Genomic DNA, 17,469 nt, shown 5'->3' on the forward strand with positions numbered 1-17,469 from the left:
AGCACCGCCGCAGCGCCCCGCGCTATACTGGCCAGTCAGGAATCTCTCTCAGGAACGAGTCACCATGGCATTGACCCTCAAGGTACTGCTGGAAAACCGCCGCGCCGCCGGCGCCGACCCATTATTGCGGGCCAGGGCCGGGCTGAGCCTGCTGATTGAGGATGAGACGACGTCCATACTGTTCGATACCGGCCCCGACGACAGCTTTCTGCACAATGCGGCGCTGATGGGCGTCGATCTCTCCCGTATCACCGCGACGGTGCTCTCCCACGGCCACTATGACCACTGCGGCGGCGTCGCTTGGCTGCCGGACAACAGCCGCATCATCTGCCACCCGCAGGTCGGCGATGAGCGCTATGCGGCGCTGAAGGTGCTCGGCCACACCCGGAAAATCAAAAAGCTCTCTTTGGATATCGACTACTCACGCCACCGCATGCACTACAGCCGTGAACCGCTGGCGATCGGCGATCGCTTTATGTGGTCAGGCGAGATCGCGGTGCCCGCCCCGCGCGCCTACGGGGTGATCGCCGGGGAGAACGCAGCGGTGGATTACGTGATCGACGAAGGGGTGCTGATTTACAAATCGGATCGCGGTCTGGTGATCGTGACCGGCTGCGGGCACCGTGGGATCGTCAATATCGTGCGCCATTGCCAGAAAATCACCGGGATCGACAGGATCCACGCCCTGATCGGCGGTTTTCATCTGCGCTGCGCTTCCCCGCGCACGCTCTGGCGCGTCCGCCGGTTTTTACGGCAGCATCCGCCAGAAAAGATCATGGGCTGCCACTGTACCGGTGCCTGGGGCCGGCTATGGTTGCCGGAAGGGCTATCGCCCGCCACCGGCGATAGCTGGATCCTGGCATAACGCCTGCGCCGCTCATCATTGAAATCGCCAACAAATCGGATAAAACGCATAGTGTTTTTTGATGATAAATCCTCAACTTAGTCTTAATCTAACACCCCTGCGTTCTTAGCGACCCTCTGTCATGGAGTGAACAATGGCGTGTCATTTTGCCCGATGGACCCCGGCCTCCGCCGTTCTGGATACCCAGAGACTCTCCGACGAAGTGATAGCCGCCACCCGCACCTTTTCCGTTAAACGCCGCACGCGCTACCTGCAAGGGCGCATCCTGCTCGCCGAAATGATGTTCTACCTGTACGGCCTGCCGACGCTGCCTCACATCGCCACCACCCCGACCGGCCGCCCCTGCTTCGCCGATCATCAGCTGCCCGATTTCAGCCTCGCTTACGCCAGCAACACCGTTGGCGTGCTGCTTAGCGACGAGGGCAAAGTCGGGTTGGATATCGAAGTGATGCGCGCGCGCGGAACCCGGCAAAACGCGCTGCAACACGCGCATCAGACGCCGGCAGAAAGTGCCTGGATCGGCGCGCAGGACGATCGGCTGGAGGCGGAGACTCAGCTGTGGAGCATCCGGCAAAGCGTGCTGAAAATTTCCGGCCTCGGCAACAGCGGCCAAGCTACGCTGCGTCTGCATCCCTTCTCCGGCCATCTGCGCTCCAGCGCCACGCCGGACGTTCAGGTGATGAGCGACGCCGACGAATACCTGAGCTGGGCCTGCGCCGGCAGCCCTGGGCTGGAGCGCCTGTTGTGCTGGCGTTACGAAGAGCGCGGCGGCCTGCACAAAGACGGCGAAATCTCGCCGCGCAGCCCGGCGGCCTCCTCGCGCTTCGTCAAACTGACGGGCCTGACGACCCCCGGTTAACGCGGCGCAAAGCGGATAAAACTTTCTTTACCGCACGAATTTCTGCATTAAATTGTAAAAACAGCTAAATGTTGAGCAATCGCCTATTCTCGACCAGCGCTTTAGCCTACTATTCGCCCATGTTGTACGCTGAATCTGCTCATTCGAAAGGGAGAATCACCATGTCAGACCAAGCCTTAAAAATCGTCACTTTGCTCGGCAGCCTGCGCAAAGGCTCCTACAACGCCATGGTGGCCCGCGCCCTGCCTGGTCTGGCCCCGCAGGGCGTCACCATTGAAGCGCTGCCTTCCATCCGCGATATCCCGCTGTACGATGCCGACCTGCAACAGGCTGAAGGCTTCCCTGCCGCGGTCGAGACGATCGCCGATCAGATCCGCCAGGCCGACGGCGTGATCATCGTCACCCCTGAATATAACTATTCCGTGCCAGGCGGGTTGAAGAACGCCATTGACTGGCTGTCGCGTTTGCCGAACCAGCCGCTGGCCGGCAAGCCGGTCGCCATTCAAACCAGCTCGATGGGACCGATCGGCGGCGCACGCTGCCAATACCACCTGCGTCAGATCCTGGTTTTCCTCGATGCGATGGTGATGAACAAGCCGGAGTTTATGGGCGGTGTAATCCAGAGCAAAGTCGATGAACAGGCCGGTGAACTGAGCGACCAGGGAACGCTGGATTTCCTGACCGGCCAGCTGTCCGCGTTCAGCGATTATATTCGCCGCGTGGAGTAAAGGCCTCGCGGCGCCCGGCGGGCGCCGCAGCAGGACATGAAGTCCGTCAATTCATTGAAAATTAAAGCCATAGCATCATGTATTTTTTTATTTTAGCGTTGTTTTTCATTGCCATCACCAGCCCCGCGTTCGCCACAGCCATGCGCTATCCCGCCGGTGAAGAGCCGCTGGAGCTGCCTGCACACAGCGCGCTCAACGCCCAGCTGTCGCGATCCGCGCAAAACCAGGAAGATAAAAAGATCGGCGCCATGTCGCTGTACCTGACGCTGATGCGTGAAGACGGTCGCAACGTCTGGGCGCCCTATCAGTTGGCGGTATCGTCGGCGGAGAAAGGGCAAACCGAGTTGGCGGAGCGCTACCTGCAACTCAGCGCCGACCGTGGCCTGTGGTACTACTACAACCTGTTGGAGGACGACGCCTTCAACAGCATCCAGCACTCCGCCACCTACCAATCGATCCTGGCCGCCACCAAAGCGCGCTATCTGCAGCACGCCCGCCACCATGAAGGCAAAGCCAGCTACGCAATACCGAACGGCGAAGCGCCGGCCGAAGGCTGGCCAACGGTGATCTTCCTGCATACCTACGGCAAAGCCGCCGCCATCAGCCCCGAAGAACGGCTGCTGTTCGGCGAAATGGGCGTGGCCTACATCGAGATCAACGGCACGCAGATGCTGTCGGAAAACAGCTTCCGCTGGTCGAATTACAGCGACGAGAGCACCCAAGCCGCCATTCAGCGTACGGTGCAACAGCTGGCTCCGCAGCTAAAGTTGAATACCCAACGGATTTACCTCAGCGCCCGCGGCCAGGGTGCGTTGCACGCCGCCAATTTGATCGCCAAGTACCCGCAGTTTTATGCCGGCGCGTTGCTGATCGCCCCCAACGGCGAGATAAAACCGGCCCAGCAGTCGCTGGCGGCACAAAAGAAAATCGTGATGGCGTATTACGATCGGCAGAACTTCAGCGAGCAGGCGCTGGCGTTGCATTTTGCCAATCTGTTCGGGGAGGATAATCAGGTGCAGACGCTGCACTTCGCTCAGGGAGAAGATGCCGCCGGCAGTTGGCAAACGCGCTTCAGGCGGCCGCTGCAGTGGGTATTGGATCAGGCGCCGGATGCGACGCCGGGAGTATAAGGTTTCAGGGCCGACAGGCGTCGGCCCCTTGGCGGTCAATGGCCGTCGACGAAGACGATCTTCAGCACGAACAGCAGCGCCACCACCACCACGCACGGGCTGATTTCACGCCAGCGCCCGGTGCCGATCTTCATCACGCAGTAGGAGATAAAACCGAGCGCAATACCTTCGGTGATCGAGAAACTGAACGGCATCATCACCGCGGTGACAAACGCCGGTACCGCTTCAGTCAGATCGTCCCACTTCACCCGCGCCAGGCTGGAGGTCATCAGCACGCCGACGTAGATCAGCGCGCCGGCGGCGGCGTAAGCCGGCACCATGCCCGCCAGCGGCGACAGGAAGATCACCAGCAGGAACAGCAGGCCGGTGACCACCGCCGTCAAACCGGTGCGGCCGCCGACGGCGACGCCGGACGAGCTTTCGATGTAAGCGGTCACGGAAGAGGTACCCGCCAGCGAACCGGCCACCGAGCTGATGCTGTCGACGTACAGCGCCTGCTTCATGCGCGGGAACTTGCCCTGGCTGTCGGTCAGGCCGGCTTTATCGGTGACGCCGATCAGCGTGCCGGAAGAGTCGAACAGGTTCACCAGCATAAACGAGAAGATGACCCCGGCCAGCCCGATGTTCAGCGCGCCGGCCACGTCGACCTGGCCCACTACCGAGGTGATGCTCGGCGGCAGGGAGAACAGGCCGCCGTATTTCACGTCGCCCAGCATCCAGCCGATCAGGGTGGTGACCACGATCGACACCAGCACTGCCGCGTGGAAGTTGCGCGAAGAGAGCACGGCGATGATGAAGAAGCCAAGCGCGCCCAGCAGCACGTTGTGCGAGGTCAGGCTGCCGATGGTTACCAGCGTGTCCGGGTTGGCCACTACGATGCCGGCGTTTTTCAGCCCCATCATGCCGATGAACAGACCGATGCCGCTGGTGATGCCGACCCGCAGGCTGACCGGAATGTTGGCGATCATCCAGTAGCGGATGCGGAAAATGGTCAGCAGCAGCAGGCCGACCGCTCCCCAGAAGATGGCGCCCATGCCCACCTGCCAGGAGATGCCCATCGCCCCGACCACCACGAAGGCGAAGAAGGCGTTCAGGCCCATCGCCGGCGCCAGCGCCACCGGCAGGTTCGCCAGCAGGCCCATAAAGATGCTGCCGAAGGCGGCGATCAAACAGGTGGTGACAAATACCGCCTGGGTATCCATGCCCGCCGCGCCCAAAATTTGAGGGTTAACGAACACGATATACACCATGGTGAGGAAGGTAGTGATACCGGCAATCGTTTCCGTACGCGCCGTCGTGCCATGTTGCTTGAGTTTAAACACGCGCCCAAGCAAGCCTTGCTCAGCGTCAAGGCCAGATACTGGTTTGGTCATTATCAGAATTCCGAAAATGGGAATGGACAGTCGCCGGCTATCCTATAACAAAAAGTGGGGCTTTTGACGCCGGTCACCGGTTTTTTTCGCCGTCTTTACGGCTAAACGCGTCAACGGCTTGTATTTACAGGCATTCATCCCCCGTTGCCGCCCGCTGCGTTGCCGTTTGCCGGCACGGCCGATAAAATGGCCTATCGCCTCTCTTACCTTACCCGCTAAAAAACAGGAATCCGCATGTCTTCGACCTTTATCGATAAGCTCGCATTGATCACGCTGAAAGATGACAAAGTGGCGCTGGTGCGTTCACACAATAAGACGCTGTTTTATGTCCCGGGCGGAAAGCGCGAAGCGGGTGAAACCGACGAGCAGGCGCTGTGCCGCGAAATCGACGAAGAGCTGACCGTCACGCTGCAGCCGAACTCCATCGCGTTTTACGGCGAGTTCAGCGGCCCGGCGGACGGCAAGCAGGACGGCACCCAGGTGCGCATTCGCTGCTATCGGGCCGACTTTACCGGGCAGCCGCAGCCGGCCGCCGAAATCGCCGAACTGAGGTGGTGCGACAGCCGCGACTTGCCGCACTGCTCACACGTCGCCGCACTGATTTTGCACGATCTCAAGGCGCGTAACCTGATCAAGTGATCGCTGAGCGGCCTCAGCGGCGCTAACCCGAAGGAGCCTGTTCCGCATGAATCAGATTGACTGCATTTTGTTCGACTGCGACGGCACGCTGGTGGACAGCGAAGTGCTGTGCAGCAAAGCCTATGTGCACATGTTCGCCCGCTACGGCATTCACCTGTCGCTGGAAGAGGTGTTCAAGAAATACAAAGGGGTGAAGCTGTACGAGATCATCGATCGGGTCAACGCCGAGCAGGGCACCGATCTGGCCAAAGAGGCGCTGGAGCCGCTGTATCGGCAGGAGGTGGCGCGGCTGTTCGACAGCGAATTACAGCAGATTGCCGGCGCCCGCGAGCTGCTGGCGCAGGTGACGGTGCCTGTCTGCACCGTCTCCAACGGGCCGGTCAGCAAGATGCAGCACTCGCTCGGCCTGACCGGCATGCTGCGCTATTTTGATGACCGGTTGTTCAGTGGCTATGACCTGCAGCGCTGGAAGCCGGATCCGGCGATCGTGTTTCACGCCGCCGAAAAGATGCAGGTGCCGGTGACGCGTTGCATCCTGGTGGATGACTCGCCCGCCGGCGCCCAGGCCGGCATCAATGCCGGCATTCCGGTCTTTTACTTCTGTGCCGATCCGCATAACCCGCCGATCGACCACCCGCTGGTGACGACGTTTGACGACCTGGCCCAGCTGCCCGCGCTGTGGCGCGAACGCGGCTGGCGGCTGACGGCCGATTAACTGGCCGGCAACGGCGGCTTGTTGCGCCACCAGCGCCAGGACCGCTTCAGCGCGCGGGTTTGCGCGCCGAAGCGGCGGTTGACCGCGTTGGCCAGCAGATCGAGCGCCAGGCAGAACACGAAATAGACCAGCGCCACGAACAGGAACACTTCCATCGGGTAGACCATGCTGCGGTTGTTGACCTGGGTCGCCAGGAAGGTCAGTTCGCCAACGCCGACGATATAAGCCAGCGAGGTGTCTTTGATCAGGGAAATCCACTGGTTGATGAACGACGGCACCATCATGCGCAGCGCCTGCGGCAGCACGATCATGCGCAGCGTCTGCCAGCGGGTCAGCCCCAGAGAAAGCCCGGCCTGCCACTGGCCGGGGCCGATCGCGGCGATGCCGGCCTTCACCGCGTGGGCCAGATAGGCCGAGGCGATCAGCGCCAGCGCGCACACCACGGTAGTGATTTCCGGGATCTCGACGCCAAACACCATCGGCAGCAGGAAATAGGTCCAGAAGATCAGCATGATGACCGGAATGGCGCGGAAAAAGCCCAGCACCGCCGCCAGCAATCCGGCGGCGACGCCGCGCGACATCGCCAGCGCCACGCCGAGTAAGGTGCCGAGCACCGCCGAAGCCACGCCGGCCATCAGGCTGATCGCCAACGTCAGCGCCGCGCCGCCCAGCGGCCCGTCCGGCCAGGTGCCCCACAGCAGGTAGCCCAGGTTATCGTGAATTACGCTGAAATCCATCTCAATGCCCCCCCAGCGGTTTACGCTGTTGGCGCCACATGCCCCAGCCTTCCAGCAGCGCGATGATGGCGATATACAGCACCGTCGCCACGCCGAACGCCTGGAAGGTACGCAACGTTTCGGTTTCGACCTGACGCGAGGCGTAAGAGAGTTCGGCAACGCCGATCGCCATGGTCAGCGACGAGTTCTTGATCACGTTCATGTATTGGCCCAGCAGCGGCGGCAGCGCGATTTTCAGCGCCTGCGGCAGCACCACGTAGCGCATCGCCTGCCAGCCGGTCAGCCCCAGCGCTTGGGCGGCATATTTCTGCCCGCCGGCGACGCCGCGAATACCGGAACGGATCTCTTCAGCGATAAAGGCGGTGGAGTAGAGCGTCAGGCCGAAGAAACCGGCGAGAAACTCGAACGACGGCCACTCAAGCGGGCCAACCTGATGGGCGCTGTTCAGCCACTGCATGGCGGCGGACGGCAGGATCTGGCCGGCGGCGAAGTACCAAAAGAACAGCTGCACCAGCAGCGGCGTATTGCGAAACAGCGAGCTGTACCCCATCGCCAGCCACCGCAACGGCCGCAGGCTGCTGTCGCGCATCGCCGCCAGCACAAAGCCCAGCAGCGTGGCGGCCAGGCCCGCGCAGGCGGAAAGCCACAGCGTCAGCAGAAAACCGTGCCACAGCCAGCTCAGGTATTGCGGCGCCAGCAGCCAGTCCAGGTTCATGTTCAATCCTTGTCTTGCAGAATGCATCAGGGGCGCAGCAAGCTGCGCCCCTCCGCACCGATCTCACCGCGGGTGGATCGTCAGGCTTTAGGCTGCTGATCCAAAGGCGCGATTTTGAAATCGCCGCGCGGTTGGGCGGATTTGGTTTCCGGGCCGAACCAGCGATCGTAAATCTTAACCGCTTCGCCGTCTTTTTCCAGCTTGATCAACGTCTCGTTCACCACGGCGGTCAGGCGATCTTCGCCCTTGGGAATGCCGACGCCCTGATACTCTTTGGTCAGGCTGAACGGCGAAATCTCAAATTCCGCCTTCTGCGCCGCCGGCAGGTTGCCGAGCAGGCCGACCAGCTTGGCGTCGTCCTGGGTGATCGCCTGCACGTTGCCGTTGCGCAGCGCCACGAACGCCAGCGGGGTGTCGTCGTAGGAGATCACTTTCGCCGTCGGGAAACGCTCGCGCAGGGTGATTTCCTGCACCGTGCCCTTGTCCGCGCCAATGCGCAGTTTCTTGATGTCTTCCGGGGTTTTCAACACGCCTTTACGGGCAATGAATTTCTGGCCGGTGGCGAAGTACGGCACGCTGAAGTTCACTTCCTTGGCGCGCTCGTCGGTAATGGTAAAGTTGGCGGCGATCAGGTCAACCTTCTTCGACACCAGCAACGGAATGCGGTTGGCCGGGTTGGTGGCGCGCAGCTCCACTTTTACGCCCAGCGCTTTGCCGATCGCATCGGCGACGTCCACATCGTAGCCCACCAGCTTCTTGCTCTGCGGATCGATGTAACCGAACGGCGGGTTGCTGTCGAACACCGCGATGCGCACCACGCCGGCTTGCTTGATATCGTCAAGTTTGTCCGCGTGCGCGGCGCCGGCGGCGAGGCCGGTCAGACTGGCTAACAACGTGAAGGCCAAAGCGCGATGTTTCATAGAAAGCTCCTAAGTGGTTGATGTCCTGCTGGCGGATAAGCTAGCAAGCGCCACATAGGTCAGGAAATAATATAAAAAGCTATATTTATAACCTTTTTATCTTTACGCGCTTAAGATGGAATAAAGGCGCGGGAAACCGCGCCTTTGAAGGATATTACCCGGAAAGGGTTAGTCGGCTTTTTCGTCTTTACCGCCCGGAGAGAGCAGCTTTTCCAGGGCGTCGCCGCCCAAATGACGGAAGTCCTGCCCTTTGACGAAATAGAAGATAAATTCGCAGATGTTCTGGCAGCGGTCGCCGATACGCTCGATAGAACGGGCGCAGAACAACGCAGTCAGCACGCTGGGAATGGTGCGTGAGTCTTCCATCATGTAGGTCATCAGCTGACGCACGATGCCTTCGTATTCCTGGTCGACCTTTTTATCTTCGCGGTAAATACGGATCGCCTCGTCCAGATCCATGCGCGCAAACGCGTCCAGCACGTCGTGCAGCATCTGCACGGTGTGGCGCCCCAGCGACTCCAGGCTGACCAGCAGCGGCTGGTGCTGGTGCGAGAACTTCTCCAGCGCGGTGCGGCAGATTTTGTCCGCCACGTCGCCGATGCGCTCCAGCTCGGAAATGGTTTTGATGATCGCCATCACCAGGCGCAGATCGCTGGCGGTTGGCTGACGCTTGGCGATGATGCGCACGCAGGCTTCGTCGATCGCCACTTCCATCATGTTGACCTTGGCATCGCCTTCGATCACGCGCTTGGCCAGCTCGCCATCCTGATTGTGCATCGCGGTGATGGCGTCGGTCAGCTGCTGTTCCACCAGCCCGCCCATGGTCAGCACCTGGGTGCGGATATGCTCAAGCTCTGCGTTGAACTGGCCGGAAATGTGTTTGTTTAAATTCAGGTTATCCATGATGCTTCCTATCAACCATAACGGCCAGTGATGTAGTCTTCAGTCTGTTTTTTCTGCGGCGCAGTGAACAGGTTATCAGTATCACTGAACTCGATCAGCTCGCCCAGATACATAAATGCGGTAGAGTCGGAGCAGCGCGCCGCCTGCTGCATGTTGTGCGTCACGATCACCACGGTGTAGTCGGCCTTCAGCTCGCTGATCAGCTCTTCAATCTTGCCGGTGGAGATCGGATCCAGCGCCGAGCACGGCTCATCCAGCAACAGCACTTCCGGACGAATGGCGATGCCGCGGGCGATGCACAGACGCTGCTGCTGGCCGCCGGAGAGGCTGTAGCCGCTCTGGTGCAGCTTGTCCTTGGTTTCGTTCCACAGCGCCGCCTTGGTCAGCGCCCACTGCACGCGCTCGTCCATATCGGCACGCGACAGCTTTTCAAACAGGCGAACGCCGAAGGCGATGTTGTCGTAAATCGACATCGGGAACGGCGTCGGCTTCTGGAACACCATGCCGACCTTGGCGCGCAGCAGCGCGATATCCGAGTTGTCGGTCAGGATGTTCTGGCCGTCCAGCAGGATGCCGCCTTCCGCGCGCTGTTCCGGGTACAGCTGATACATCTTGTTGAAGGTGCGCAGCAGGGTGGATTTGCCGCAGCCGGATGGGCCGATAAACGCGGTGACCTTATTCTTGGCGATATCCAGCGTGATGTTCTTCAGCGCATGGAATTTGCCGTAGTAGAAGTTCAGATCGCGTACCTGAATTTTGCTGCTGGAAGCGTCAGTAACCATACTCATCAAGACTTCTCTCTTTTCATCAGCGCCGCCAAAGCGGCGCTCAAAATTTTATGAATGCTTTTTCTTGGCGAAAATCACGCGCGCCAGGATATTCAGTAACAGTACGCACAGGGTGATCAACAGCACCCCGGCCCAGGCCAGCTGTTGCCATTCGGCGAACGGGCTCATGGCGAATTTGAAGATGGTCACCGGCAGGTTGGCGATCGGCTGCATCAGGTCGGTGCTCCAGAACTGGTTCGACAGCGAGGTGAACAGCAGCGGTGCGGTTTCCCCCGCGATGCGCGCAATCGCCAGCAGCACGCCGGTGATGATGCCGGACACCGACGCCTTCAGCGTGATGGCGGAAATCATGCGCCATTTCGGCGTACCCAGGGCGTACGCGGCCTCGCGCAGCGTATCCGGTACCAGCTTCAGCATGTTTTCGGTGGTGCGAATGACGATCGGCACCTGCAGCAGCGCCAGCGCCACGATGCCGGCCCAGCCGGAGAAGTGTTCCATCTTCGCCACCACGATGGTGTAAACGAACAGGCCCACCACGATCGACGGTGCGGACAGCAGGATATCGTTGATAAAGCGGATCACTTCCGCCAGCCAGGATTTACGGCCGTATTCCGCCAGGTAGATGCCGGCCATGATGCCCAGCGGCGTACCGAAGATGGTCGCCCACAGGATCAACAGGCCGCTGCCGGCGATGGCGTTGGCCAAGCCGCCGCCCGCGGTATTCGGCGGCGGGGTCATTTCGGTGAACAGCGCCAGCGACATACCGTCGAAGCCTTTGGTGACGGTGGCGATCAGGATCCAGATCAGCCAGAACAGCCCGAACGCCATGGTCGCCATCGACAGGAACAGCGCGAGGCGGTTTTTCTGCCGGCGCCAGGCCTGCATTTTGCGGCGGCTTTCCGCCAGAACGACTGCGTTTTGCATATCCATCGTCGCCATGTTAACGCCCCTCATTCTTGGCCAGACGCATGATCATCAGTTTCGACAGCGCCAGCACGATAAAGGTGATAACAAACAGAATCAGACCCAGCTCCATCAACGCGGCGGTGTGCACGCCGGACTCGGCTTCGGCGAATTCGTTGGCCAGCGCCGAGGTGATGCTGTTGCCCGGCATGTACAGCGAAGCGCTGTCGAGCTGGTAGGTGTTACCGATGATAAAGGTCACCGCCATGGTTTCCCCCAGCGCGCGGCCCAGGCCCAACATCACGCCGCCGATGACGCCGTTTTTGGTGAACGGCAGCACGATGCGCCAGATGACTTCCCAGGTGGTGCAACCGATGCCGTAGGCCGACTCTTTCATCATCACCGGCGTCTGTTCGAACACGTCGCGCATGACCGCGGCGATGTAAGGAATGATCATGATCGCCAGGATCACCCCGGCGGCCAGAATGCCGATGCCGAAGGCCGGGCCGGAGAACAGCTCGCCGACGATCGGAATGCCCGACAGCACTTCGCCCACCGGCGTCTGGAAGTATTCGGCGAACAGCGGGGCGAACACGAACAGGCCCCACATGCCGTAGACGATGCTCGGGATGGCCGCCAGCAGCTCAATGGCGATGCCCAGCGGCCGCTTCAACCAGTTCGGCGCCAGTTCGGTCAGGAACAGCGCGATGCCGAAGCTCACCGGCACGGCGATGATCAGCGCGATAAGCGAGGTGACCACGGTACCGTAGATCGGCACCAGCGCGCCGAACTGCTCCGCCGGCGCGTCCCACTCTTTGGTCCACAGGAAAGCGAAGCCGAATTTCTGCATGCTTGGCCAGGAGGCGAAGATCAGCGAAACGATAATGCCGCCCAGCAACAATAGGGTAATCAGCGCCGCCAGTCTCACCAGCGCGCTGAAAATGATGTCACCGTTTTTGCCCGGTGCTTTGATGGTCGGCTTGTACTCAGCCATAGATTACTCTCTGTTTGAACCCTGGCAGCCCCAACCGGGATCGGAGCCTGAAGAACTGTGTGGGGCGCGGCGAACCCGCGCCCCTGCGTTGTTAGTACAGCGCTTTACCTGAACTGTCTTTTACGTTGGTTTTCCAGGCCGCGCGCACCTGCTCAACCACTTCTTTCGGCAGGGTGGCGTAATCCAGCTCGTTAGCCTGTTTGGCGCCGGTTTTGTAAGCCCAGTCGAAGAACTTCAGCACTTCGGCACCCTGAGCAGGGTTTTTCTGCTCTTTATGCACCAGGATGAAGGTGGTGGAGGTGATTGGCCACACGTTGTCGCCTTTCTGGTCGGTCAGATCCTGAGCGAAGGTCTTGCTCCAATCCGCACCTTTGGCGGCGTTGCTGAAGCTCTCTTCGGTCGGGCTGACCGCTTTGCCGTCGGCGGAAACCAGCTTGGTGTAAGCCAGATTGTTCTGCTTGGCGTAAGCGTATTCTACGTAGCCGATAGAGCCCGGCAGACGCTGAACGAAGGCGGCGATACCGTCGTTGCCCTTGCCGCCCAGACCGGTCGGCCAGTTAACGGTAGAACCGGCGCCGATCTTCTCTTTCCACTGCGCGTTGGCCTTGGACAGGTAGCTGGTGAACACGAACGAGGTGCCGGAACCGTCGGCGCGGCGCACCACGGCGATGTTCTGGTCAGGCAGTTTCACGCCAGGGTTCAGCTTGGTGATAGCCGGATCGTTCCACTTTTTGACGTTGCCCAGGTAGATATCGCCCAGGGTTTTGCCGTCCAGCGTCAGTTCGCCGGATTTGATGCCCGGGATATTCACGGCCAGCACCACGCCGCCGATCACGGTCGGGAATTGGAACAGGCCGTCAGCCGCCAGCTTGTCGTCAGACAGCGGGGCGTCGGAGGCGCCAAAGTCAACGGTGTTGGCCACGATTTGCTTCACGCCGCCAGAGGAGCCAATGCCCTGATAGTTAACTTTGTTGCCGGTTTCTTTCTGATAAGAATCTGCCCACTTGGCGTAAACCGGAGCGGGGAATGTCGCACCTGCACCGGTCAGGCTGGCAGCAGCGAACGCGGACACGGCGGTCAGGGAGAAGGTCGCTGCCACAATACTGGCGACGGTGGTACGCATCAGTTTCATAATCCCTCCTAATGGGATATTTAAAATCGACTTCGAGTCGTTTTAATCAGAGTAAGTATTGCTGCAGGAGGGAAAATAGGACAGTTTGGTGACAGAAAAATGTACGCAATATTACAGTTATATGACACTCAGGCGGGATATTAATTAATATATTGATTAATCTATTTTTTTAACAAAAAATCGCCTCATATCTTGCATAGGCAAAGGGAATGGAAATGAAAAAATCACTTATTTTGTCAACGGTTAGTTTGTGCCTGCTGGCGACAGCCAATGTCATGGCGTCCGACGGATTAAAACGCAGTCAGCAGCCGAGCGGCGGCACTGATAACCTCCTTCTTTGGAGTCGCTACGATCAAGGCTACGTTATTTCTAATTATCGCTTAATGGATTTGGAAAATTTTGAAGAAAAAATCAGACGCCAGGAACAGAATATAAAGCAACTCAAGGACAAACAGGACGATATTGCGCGGGAAAACAGGAGTAAGGACAGTGAACTTCGCGACCTCAAGCAACAATTGCAAGAACAAAGCCGCACAATCAACGATCTGAAACGCGCGCAACAAGAGCTCAGCAATAAAATCAGGTAATAGAAAAGCCGGCGCACAGGCCGGCTTTTGCAGTTTACCTGCGGCAAATTACTCTACGGTGACAGACTTCGCCAGGTTACGCGGCTGGTCAACGTCGGTGCCTTTAATCAGCGCTACGTGGTAAGACAGCAGCTGCAACGGCACGGTGTAGAAGATCGGCGCGACGATTTCTTCGACGTGCGGCAGAGGAATGATGGTCATGCCTTCGCTGCTGACGAAGCCGGCGTCCTGATCGGCGAACACGTACAGCTGGCCGCCGCGCGCGCGCACTTCTTCAATGTTGGACTTCAGCTTTTCCAGCAGTTCGTTGTTCGGTGCCACCACGATCACCGGCATATCGGCGTCGATCAGCGCCAGCGGGCCGTGTTTCAGCTCGCCCGCCGCATAAGCTTCCGCGTGAATATAGGAGATCTCTTTCAGCTTCAGCGCCCCCTCCATGGCGATCGGATACTGATCGCCGCGGCCGAGGAACAACGCATGGTGCTTGTCGGAGAAGCCTTCCGCCAGCGCTTCGATCTCTTTATCCATCGACAGCATCTGCTCGATGCGCGCCGGCAGCGCCTGCAGGCCGTGCACGATCTCCTGCTCCACGCTTTCCGCCATGCCTTTCAGGCGGCCCAGGCGCGCCACCAGCATCAGCAGCACGGTGAGCTGCGTGGTGAAGGCCTTGGTCGAAGCTACGCCGATTTCCGTGCCGGCCTTGGTCATCAGCGCCAGATCGGATTCGCGTACCAGCGAAGAACCGGCCACGTTACAAACGGCCAGCGAACCGAGATAACCCAGCTCTTTGGACAGGCGCAGCGCCGCTAACGTGTCGGCGGTTTCGCCGGACTGCGACAGGGTGATGATCAGGCTGCCCGGGCGCACCGCCGATTTGCGGTAACGGAACTCGGACGCGATCTCGACGTCACACGGCACGCCGGCCAGCGCTTCGAACCAGTAACGCGCCACCATACCGGAGTGATAAGAGGTGCCGCAGGCGATAATCTGCACGTGCTGCACCTTGGCCAACAGCTCATCGGCGCGCGGGCCCAGCTCGCTCAGGTTGATTTGGCCATGGCTGAAACGCCCTTCCAGGGTGTTTTTCAGCGCCAGCGGCTGTTCGTAGATCTCTTTTTGCATGTAGTGACGGTAAGCGCCCTTGTCGCCGGCGTCATACTGCACCTGGGATTCGATCTCAGGGCGCTCGATGGCATTGCCCTGCTTGTCGAAGATGTTGACGGTGCGGCGAGTCACTTCCACCACGTCGCCTTCTTCCAGGAAGATGAAGCGGCGGGTAACCGGCAGCAGCGCCAGCTGATCGGAAGCGATGAAGTTTTCCCCGACGCCGCGGCCGATAACCAGCGGGCTACCGGAACGTGCAGCGACCAATACGCTCGGATCGCGGCTGTCCATCACCACGGTGCCGTAGGCGCCGCGCAGCTGCGGGATCACGCGCTGAACCACTTCCAGCAGCGTACCGCCCTGCTGTTGTTCCCAGTGCACCAGGTGCGCGATCACTTCGGTGTCGGTTTCAGAACTGAAGCGGTAACCGCGTTCGATCAGCAGTTCGCGCAGCGGTTCGTGGTTTTCGATGATGCCGTTATGCACCACGGTAATGTAGTCGGAAACATGCGGGTGCGCGTTTGCTTCGGTCGGTTCACCGTGCGTTGCCCAGCGGGTGTGAGCAATGCCGGTCCCGCCGTGCAGCTCGGTTTGCTCTGCCGCATCGGCCAGTTTTTGCACCTTGCCGACGCGGCGCAGGCGGCTGACGCTGCCCTGCGCATCGACCACCGCCAAACCGGCGGAGTCATAACCGCGGTACTCGAGACGACGTAAACCTTCCAACAGGATTTCTGCGATATCACGTTGCGCTACTGCGCCTACAATTCCACACATCAGTTGTATTCCTAATGAACGCCCTTCATAGGCGCTTTCGATGCCTTGACCTGATTTTTGCCGGTTTTTACCGTGCGCCCCCGAGCCTGTAGATGGTGGGGGTTATTATGTTTTGTATTGGGCTCGTGAACGGAGCCCAACGCAAAACACACTATGGCTTCTTCTTCACCGGACGTTGCCAGCCCTGAATGTGCACCTGCTTGACGCGGCTCAGCACCAGTTCGTTCTCGGCGATATCGCGCGTCACCGTGGTGCCGGCGGCGATGGTGGAGCCTTTGCCGACCGACACCGGCGCCACCAGTTGCGTATCGGAACCGACGAACACGCCGTCGCCGATCACCGTCTTGTGCTTGTTGGCGCCATCGTAGTTGCAGGTGATGGTGCCGGCGCCGATATTCACGTCATCGCCAATTTCGGCATCGCCCAGGTAGCTGAGGTGGCCGGCCTTGGAGCCTTTGCCCAGGCGCGCCTTTTTCATTTCCACGAAGTTGCCGACGTGAGCCCCTGCCGCCAGCTCCGCGCCTGGGCGCAGGCGGGCGAACGGCCCTACGGTGCAGTCGGCTTCCAGCACGCTGTCTTCCAGCACGCTGTAAGGGCTGATCTCGCAGCCATCGCCGATCACGCAGTTTTTCAGCACGCAGCCGGCACCGATTTTCACCCGGTCACCCAGCTTGACGTGACCTTCGATAATCACATTCGCATCAATAGTGATGTCGCGGCCGTGAACAAGTTCCCCGCGCAGATCGAAACGCGCCGGATCCAGCAGCATTACGCCGGCCAACAGCAGCTTTTCAGACTGTTCCGACTGGAATACGCGCTCCAGGGTCGCCAGCTGCAGGCGGTTGTTCACGCCTTCCACTTCGCTCAAACGCGACGGGTGCACGGCCTCGATTTTCTTGCCGTCGGCATGGGCCAACGCAATGATATCGGTGATGTAAAACTCGCCCTGTGCGTTGTCGTTATTCAACATCCCCAGCCAGCGCTTCAGATCGCGCCCGTTGGCCACCAGGATGCCGGTATTGATCTCGTTGATCTGACGCTGCGCTTCGCTGGCGTCCTTGTGTTCGACAATGCCCACCACGTCGCCCTGCTCGCGCACGATGCGACCATAGCCGCTCGGATCGTCCAGCTTGACCGTCAGCAGCCCGATACCGCCCTGCGGCTTGGCCGCCAGCAGGCGTTGCAGCGTATCCACGGAGATCAACGGCACGTCGCCGTACAGCATCAGCACGTCTTCATCGTCGGCAAAATGCGGCGCGGCCTGCTGCATCGCATGGCCGGTTCCTAATTGCTCAGCCTGCAGCACCCAGTTCAGCGCACCTTCGGTCAACGTGCTTTTCAGCAGATCGCCCCCGTGGCCGTATACCAGGTGAACCTGTTGCGCGCCCAGTTTCATCGCGGCATCAATGACGTGTTGCACCATCGGCTTGCCGGCCAACGGATGTAAGACCTTGGGAAGATCGGAATACATGCGTGTTCCCTTGCCCGCGGCGAGGATAACCACGCTCATTGCGCTGTTCGACATAAGCAACCTGATAACTCCATTTTGATAGACGAAAGTAAAACCGTTTAGCGACGATATTACTACATATTTCTCTGCACG

The 17,469-nt window shown here is 59.8% G+C and carries 18 protein-coding genes; 7 read left to right on the forward strand and 11 right to left on the reverse strand.

The window, feature by feature from the left end; genetic code table 11:
* Window positions 1-64: 64 nt before the first annotated feature.
* From M6G53_RS10450 to M6G53_RS10465, 4 genes are all read left to right on the forward strand, one after another.
* Window positions 65-865: an MBL fold metallo-hydrolase gene (locus M6G53_RS10450; RefSeq protein ID WP_253331080.1), complete on the forward strand. Its 801-nt coding sequence runs from the start codon at window positions 65-67 to the stop codon at window positions 863-865.
* A gap of 133 nt (window positions 866-998) precedes the next feature.
* On the forward strand, window positions 999-1,724 hold the full coding sequence (locus M6G53_RS10455; protein ID WP_253331083.1) for a 4'-phosphopantetheinyl transferase family protein: 726 nt from the start codon (window positions 999-1,001) through the stop codon (window positions 1,722-1,724).
* A gap of 161 nt (window positions 1,725-1,885) precedes the next feature.
* Window positions 1,886-2,452 carry an NADPH-dependent FMN reductase gene (locus tag M6G53_RS10460; protein ID WP_253331085.1) on the forward strand — a complete coding sequence of 189 codons (567 nt, stop codon included), beginning with the start codon at window positions 1,886-1,888 and terminating at the stop codon, window positions 2,450-2,452.
* Between the two features lie 77 nt (window positions 2,453-2,529).
* Window positions 2,530-3,582: an alpha/beta hydrolase gene (locus tag M6G53_RS10465; protein WP_253331087.1), complete on the forward strand. Its 1,053-nt coding sequence runs from the start codon at window positions 2,530-2,532 to the stop codon at window positions 3,580-3,582.
* Between the two features lie 35 nt (window positions 3,583-3,617).
* Here the strand turns inward: M6G53_RS10465 and M6G53_RS10470 are convergent, their stop codons facing one another.
* Window positions 3,618-4,955, reverse strand: coding sequence for an NCS2 family permease (locus tag M6G53_RS10470; RefSeq protein WP_253331089.1), 1,338 nt, complete (start codon window positions 4,953-4,955; stop codon window positions 3,618-3,620).
* 234 nt (window positions 4,956-5,189) lie between these two features.
* Here M6G53_RS10470 and M6G53_RS10475 point away from each other — a divergent pair, with 234 nt between their 5' ends.
* Together M6G53_RS10475 and yieH are read left to right on the forward strand one after the other, a co-directional pair.
* On the forward strand, window positions 5,190-5,594 hold the full coding sequence (locus M6G53_RS10475; protein ID WP_253331091.1) for an NUDIX hydrolase: 405 nt from the start codon (window positions 5,190-5,192) through the stop codon (window positions 5,592-5,594).
* Between the two features lie 46 nt (window positions 5,595-5,640).
* The gene (yieH, locus tag M6G53_RS10480; protein WP_253331093.1) at window positions 5,641-6,309 is read left to right on the forward strand and encodes a 6-phosphogluconate phosphatase; all 669 of its coding nucleotides are present in this window, start codon (window positions 5,641-5,643) and stop codon (window positions 6,307-6,309) included.
* Here the strand turns inward: yieH and M6G53_RS10485 are convergent.
* The 8 genes from M6G53_RS10485 to pstS form a co-directional block, all read right to left on the reverse strand.
* Window positions 6,306-7,046 carry an amino acid ABC transporter permease gene (locus M6G53_RS10485; RefSeq protein WP_004933841.1) on the reverse strand — a complete coding sequence of 247 codons (741 nt, stop codon included), beginning with the start codon at window positions 7,044-7,046 and terminating at the stop codon, window positions 6,306-6,308. The genes yieH and M6G53_RS10485 overlap by 4 nt on opposite strands.
* A gap of 1 nt (window position 7,047) precedes the next feature.
* Window positions 7,048-7,761 carry an amino acid ABC transporter permease gene (locus M6G53_RS10490; RefSeq protein WP_033645154.1) on the reverse strand — a complete coding sequence of 238 codons (714 nt, stop codon included), beginning with the start codon at window positions 7,759-7,761 and terminating at the stop codon, window positions 7,048-7,050.
* An 80-nt stretch (window positions 7,762-7,841) separates the two neighbouring features.
* Window positions 7,842-8,681: an ABC transporter substrate-binding protein gene (locus M6G53_RS10495; protein WP_253331096.1), complete on the reverse strand. Its 840-nt coding sequence runs from the start codon at window positions 8,679-8,681 to the stop codon at window positions 7,842-7,844.
* 168 nt (window positions 8,682-8,849) lie between these two features.
* Window positions 8,850-9,584, reverse strand: a complete 735-nt coding sequence (phoU, locus tag M6G53_RS10500; protein WP_016929613.1) for a phosphate signaling complex protein PhoU — start codon at window positions 9,582-9,584, stop codon at window positions 8,850-8,852.
* Between the two features lie 11 nt (window positions 9,585-9,595).
* Entirely contained in the window at window positions 9,596-10,366 is a 771-nt protein-coding gene (gene pstB / locus M6G53_RS10505; protein ID WP_016929614.1) for a phosphate ABC transporter ATP-binding protein PstB, read from the reverse strand.
* 54 nt (window positions 10,367-10,420) lie between these two features.
* A complete protein-coding gene (gene pstA, locus M6G53_RS10510) occupies window positions 10,421-11,311 on the reverse strand; it encodes a phosphate ABC transporter permease PstA (RefSeq protein ID WP_019455481.1) in 891 nt (296 codons plus the stop codon).
* Between the two features lies 1 nt (window position 11,312).
* Entirely contained in the window at window positions 11,313-12,269 is a 957-nt protein-coding gene (pstC, locus tag M6G53_RS10515; protein WP_004933822.1) for a phosphate ABC transporter permease PstC, read from the reverse strand.
* Between the two features lie 91 nt (window positions 12,270-12,360).
* The gene (gene pstS, locus M6G53_RS10520; RefSeq protein ID WP_253331098.1) at window positions 12,361-13,401 is read right to left on the reverse strand and encodes a phosphate ABC transporter substrate-binding protein PstS; all 1,041 of its coding nucleotides are present in this window, start codon (window positions 13,399-13,401) and stop codon (window positions 12,361-12,363) included.
* 215 nt (window positions 13,402-13,616) lie between these two features.
* Between pstS and M6G53_RS10525 the strand changes: the two genes are divergently transcribed.
* Complete coding sequence (locus M6G53_RS10525) at window positions 13,617-13,988, forward strand: hypothetical protein (RefSeq protein ID WP_253331100.1); 372 nt, start codon at window positions 13,617-13,619, stop codon at window positions 13,986-13,988.
* Window positions 13,989-14,036: 48 nt separating this feature from the next.
* Here the strand turns inward: M6G53_RS10525 and glmS are convergent, their stop codons facing one another.
* Together glmS and glmU are read right to left on the reverse strand one after the other, a co-directional pair.
* Complete coding sequence (gene glmS, locus M6G53_RS10530) at window positions 14,037-15,866, reverse strand: glutamine--fructose-6-phosphate transaminase (isomerizing) (RefSeq protein WP_253331102.1); 1,830 nt, start codon at window positions 15,864-15,866, stop codon at window positions 14,037-14,039.
* A gap of 151 nt (window positions 15,867-16,017) precedes the next feature.
* Complete coding sequence (gene glmU, locus M6G53_RS10535; protein ID WP_253331104.1) at window positions 16,018-17,391, reverse strand: bifunctional UDP-N-acetylglucosamine diphosphorylase/glucosamine-1-phosphate N-acetyltransferase GlmU; 1,374 nt, start codon at window positions 17,389-17,391, stop codon at window positions 16,018-16,020.
* Between the last annotated feature and the right edge of the window lie 78 nt (window positions 17,392-17,469).

The organism is Serratia nevei, assembly GCF_024160145.1.
GTDB classification, from domain to species: Bacteria; Pseudomonadota; Gammaproteobacteria; order Enterobacterales; family Enterobacteriaceae; genus Serratia; species Serratia nevei_A.

Excerpts from the sequence above, each read along its gene's own strand:
- M6G53_RS10490 (WP_033645154.1), bottom strand. The coding sequence starts at position 7,761 with ATGAACCTGGACTGGCTGCTGGCGCCGCAATACCTGAGCTGGCTGTGG.
- phoU (WP_016929613.1), bottom strand. The coding sequence starts at position 9,584 with ATGGATAACCTGAATTTAAACAAACACATTTCCGGCCAGTTCAACGCA.
- pstS (WP_253331098.1), bottom strand. The coding sequence starts at position 13,401 with ATGAAACTGATGCGTACCACCGTCGCCAGTATTGTGGCAGCGACCTTC.
- yieH (WP_253331093.1), top strand. The coding sequence starts at position 5,641 with ATGAATCAGATTGACTGCATTTTGTTCGACTGCGACGGCACGCTGGTG.
- M6G53_RS10475 (WP_253331091.1), top strand. The coding sequence starts at position 5,190 with ATGTCTTCGACCTTTATCGATAAGCTCGCATTGATCACGCTGAAAGAT.
- M6G53_RS10525 (WP_253331100.1), top strand. The coding sequence starts at position 13,617 with ATGAAAAAATCACTTATTTTGTCAACGGTTAGTTTGTGCCTGCTGGCG.
- pstB (WP_016929614.1), bottom strand. The coding sequence starts at position 10,366 with ATGGTTACTGACGCTTCCAGCAGCAAAATTCAGGTACGCGATCTGAAC.
- glmS (WP_253331102.1), bottom strand. The coding sequence starts at position 15,866 with ATGTGTGGAATTGTAGGCGCAGTAGCGCAACGTGATATCGCAGAAATC.
- pstA (WP_019455481.1), bottom strand. The coding sequence starts at position 11,311 with ATGGCGACGATGGATATGCAAAACGCAGTCGTTCTGGCGGAAAGCCGC.
- M6G53_RS10465 (WP_253331087.1), top strand. The coding sequence starts at position 2,530 with ATGTATTTTTTTATTTTAGCGTTGTTTTTCATTGCCATCACCAGCCCC.
- M6G53_RS10470 (WP_253331089.1), bottom strand. The coding sequence starts at position 4,955 with ATGACCAAACCAGTATCTGGCCTTGACGCTGAGCAAGGCTTGCTTGGG.
- M6G53_RS10455 (WP_253331083.1), top strand. The coding sequence starts at position 999 with ATGGCGTGTCATTTTGCCCGATGGACCCCGGCCTCCGCCGTTCTGGAT.
- pstC (WP_004933822.1), bottom strand. The coding sequence starts at position 12,269 with ATGGCTGAGTACAAGCCGACCATCAAAGCACCGGGCAAAAACGGTGAC.
- glmU (WP_253331104.1), bottom strand. The coding sequence starts at position 17,391 with ATGTCGAACAGCGCAATGAGCGTGGTTATCCTCGCCGCGGGCAAGGGA.
- M6G53_RS10450 (WP_253331080.1), top strand. The coding sequence starts at position 65 with ATGGCATTGACCCTCAAGGTACTGCTGGAAAACCGCCGCGCCGCCGGC.
- M6G53_RS10485 (WP_004933841.1), bottom strand. The coding sequence starts at position 7,046 with ATGGATTTCAGCGTAATTCACGATAACCTGGGCTACCTGCTGTGGGGC.
- M6G53_RS10495 (WP_253331096.1), bottom strand. The coding sequence starts at position 8,681 with ATGAAACATCGCGCTTTGGCCTTCACGTTGTTAGCCAGTCTGACCGGC.
- M6G53_RS10460 (WP_253331085.1), top strand. The coding sequence starts at position 1,886 with ATGTCAGACCAAGCCTTAAAAATCGTCACTTTGCTCGGCAGCCTGCGC.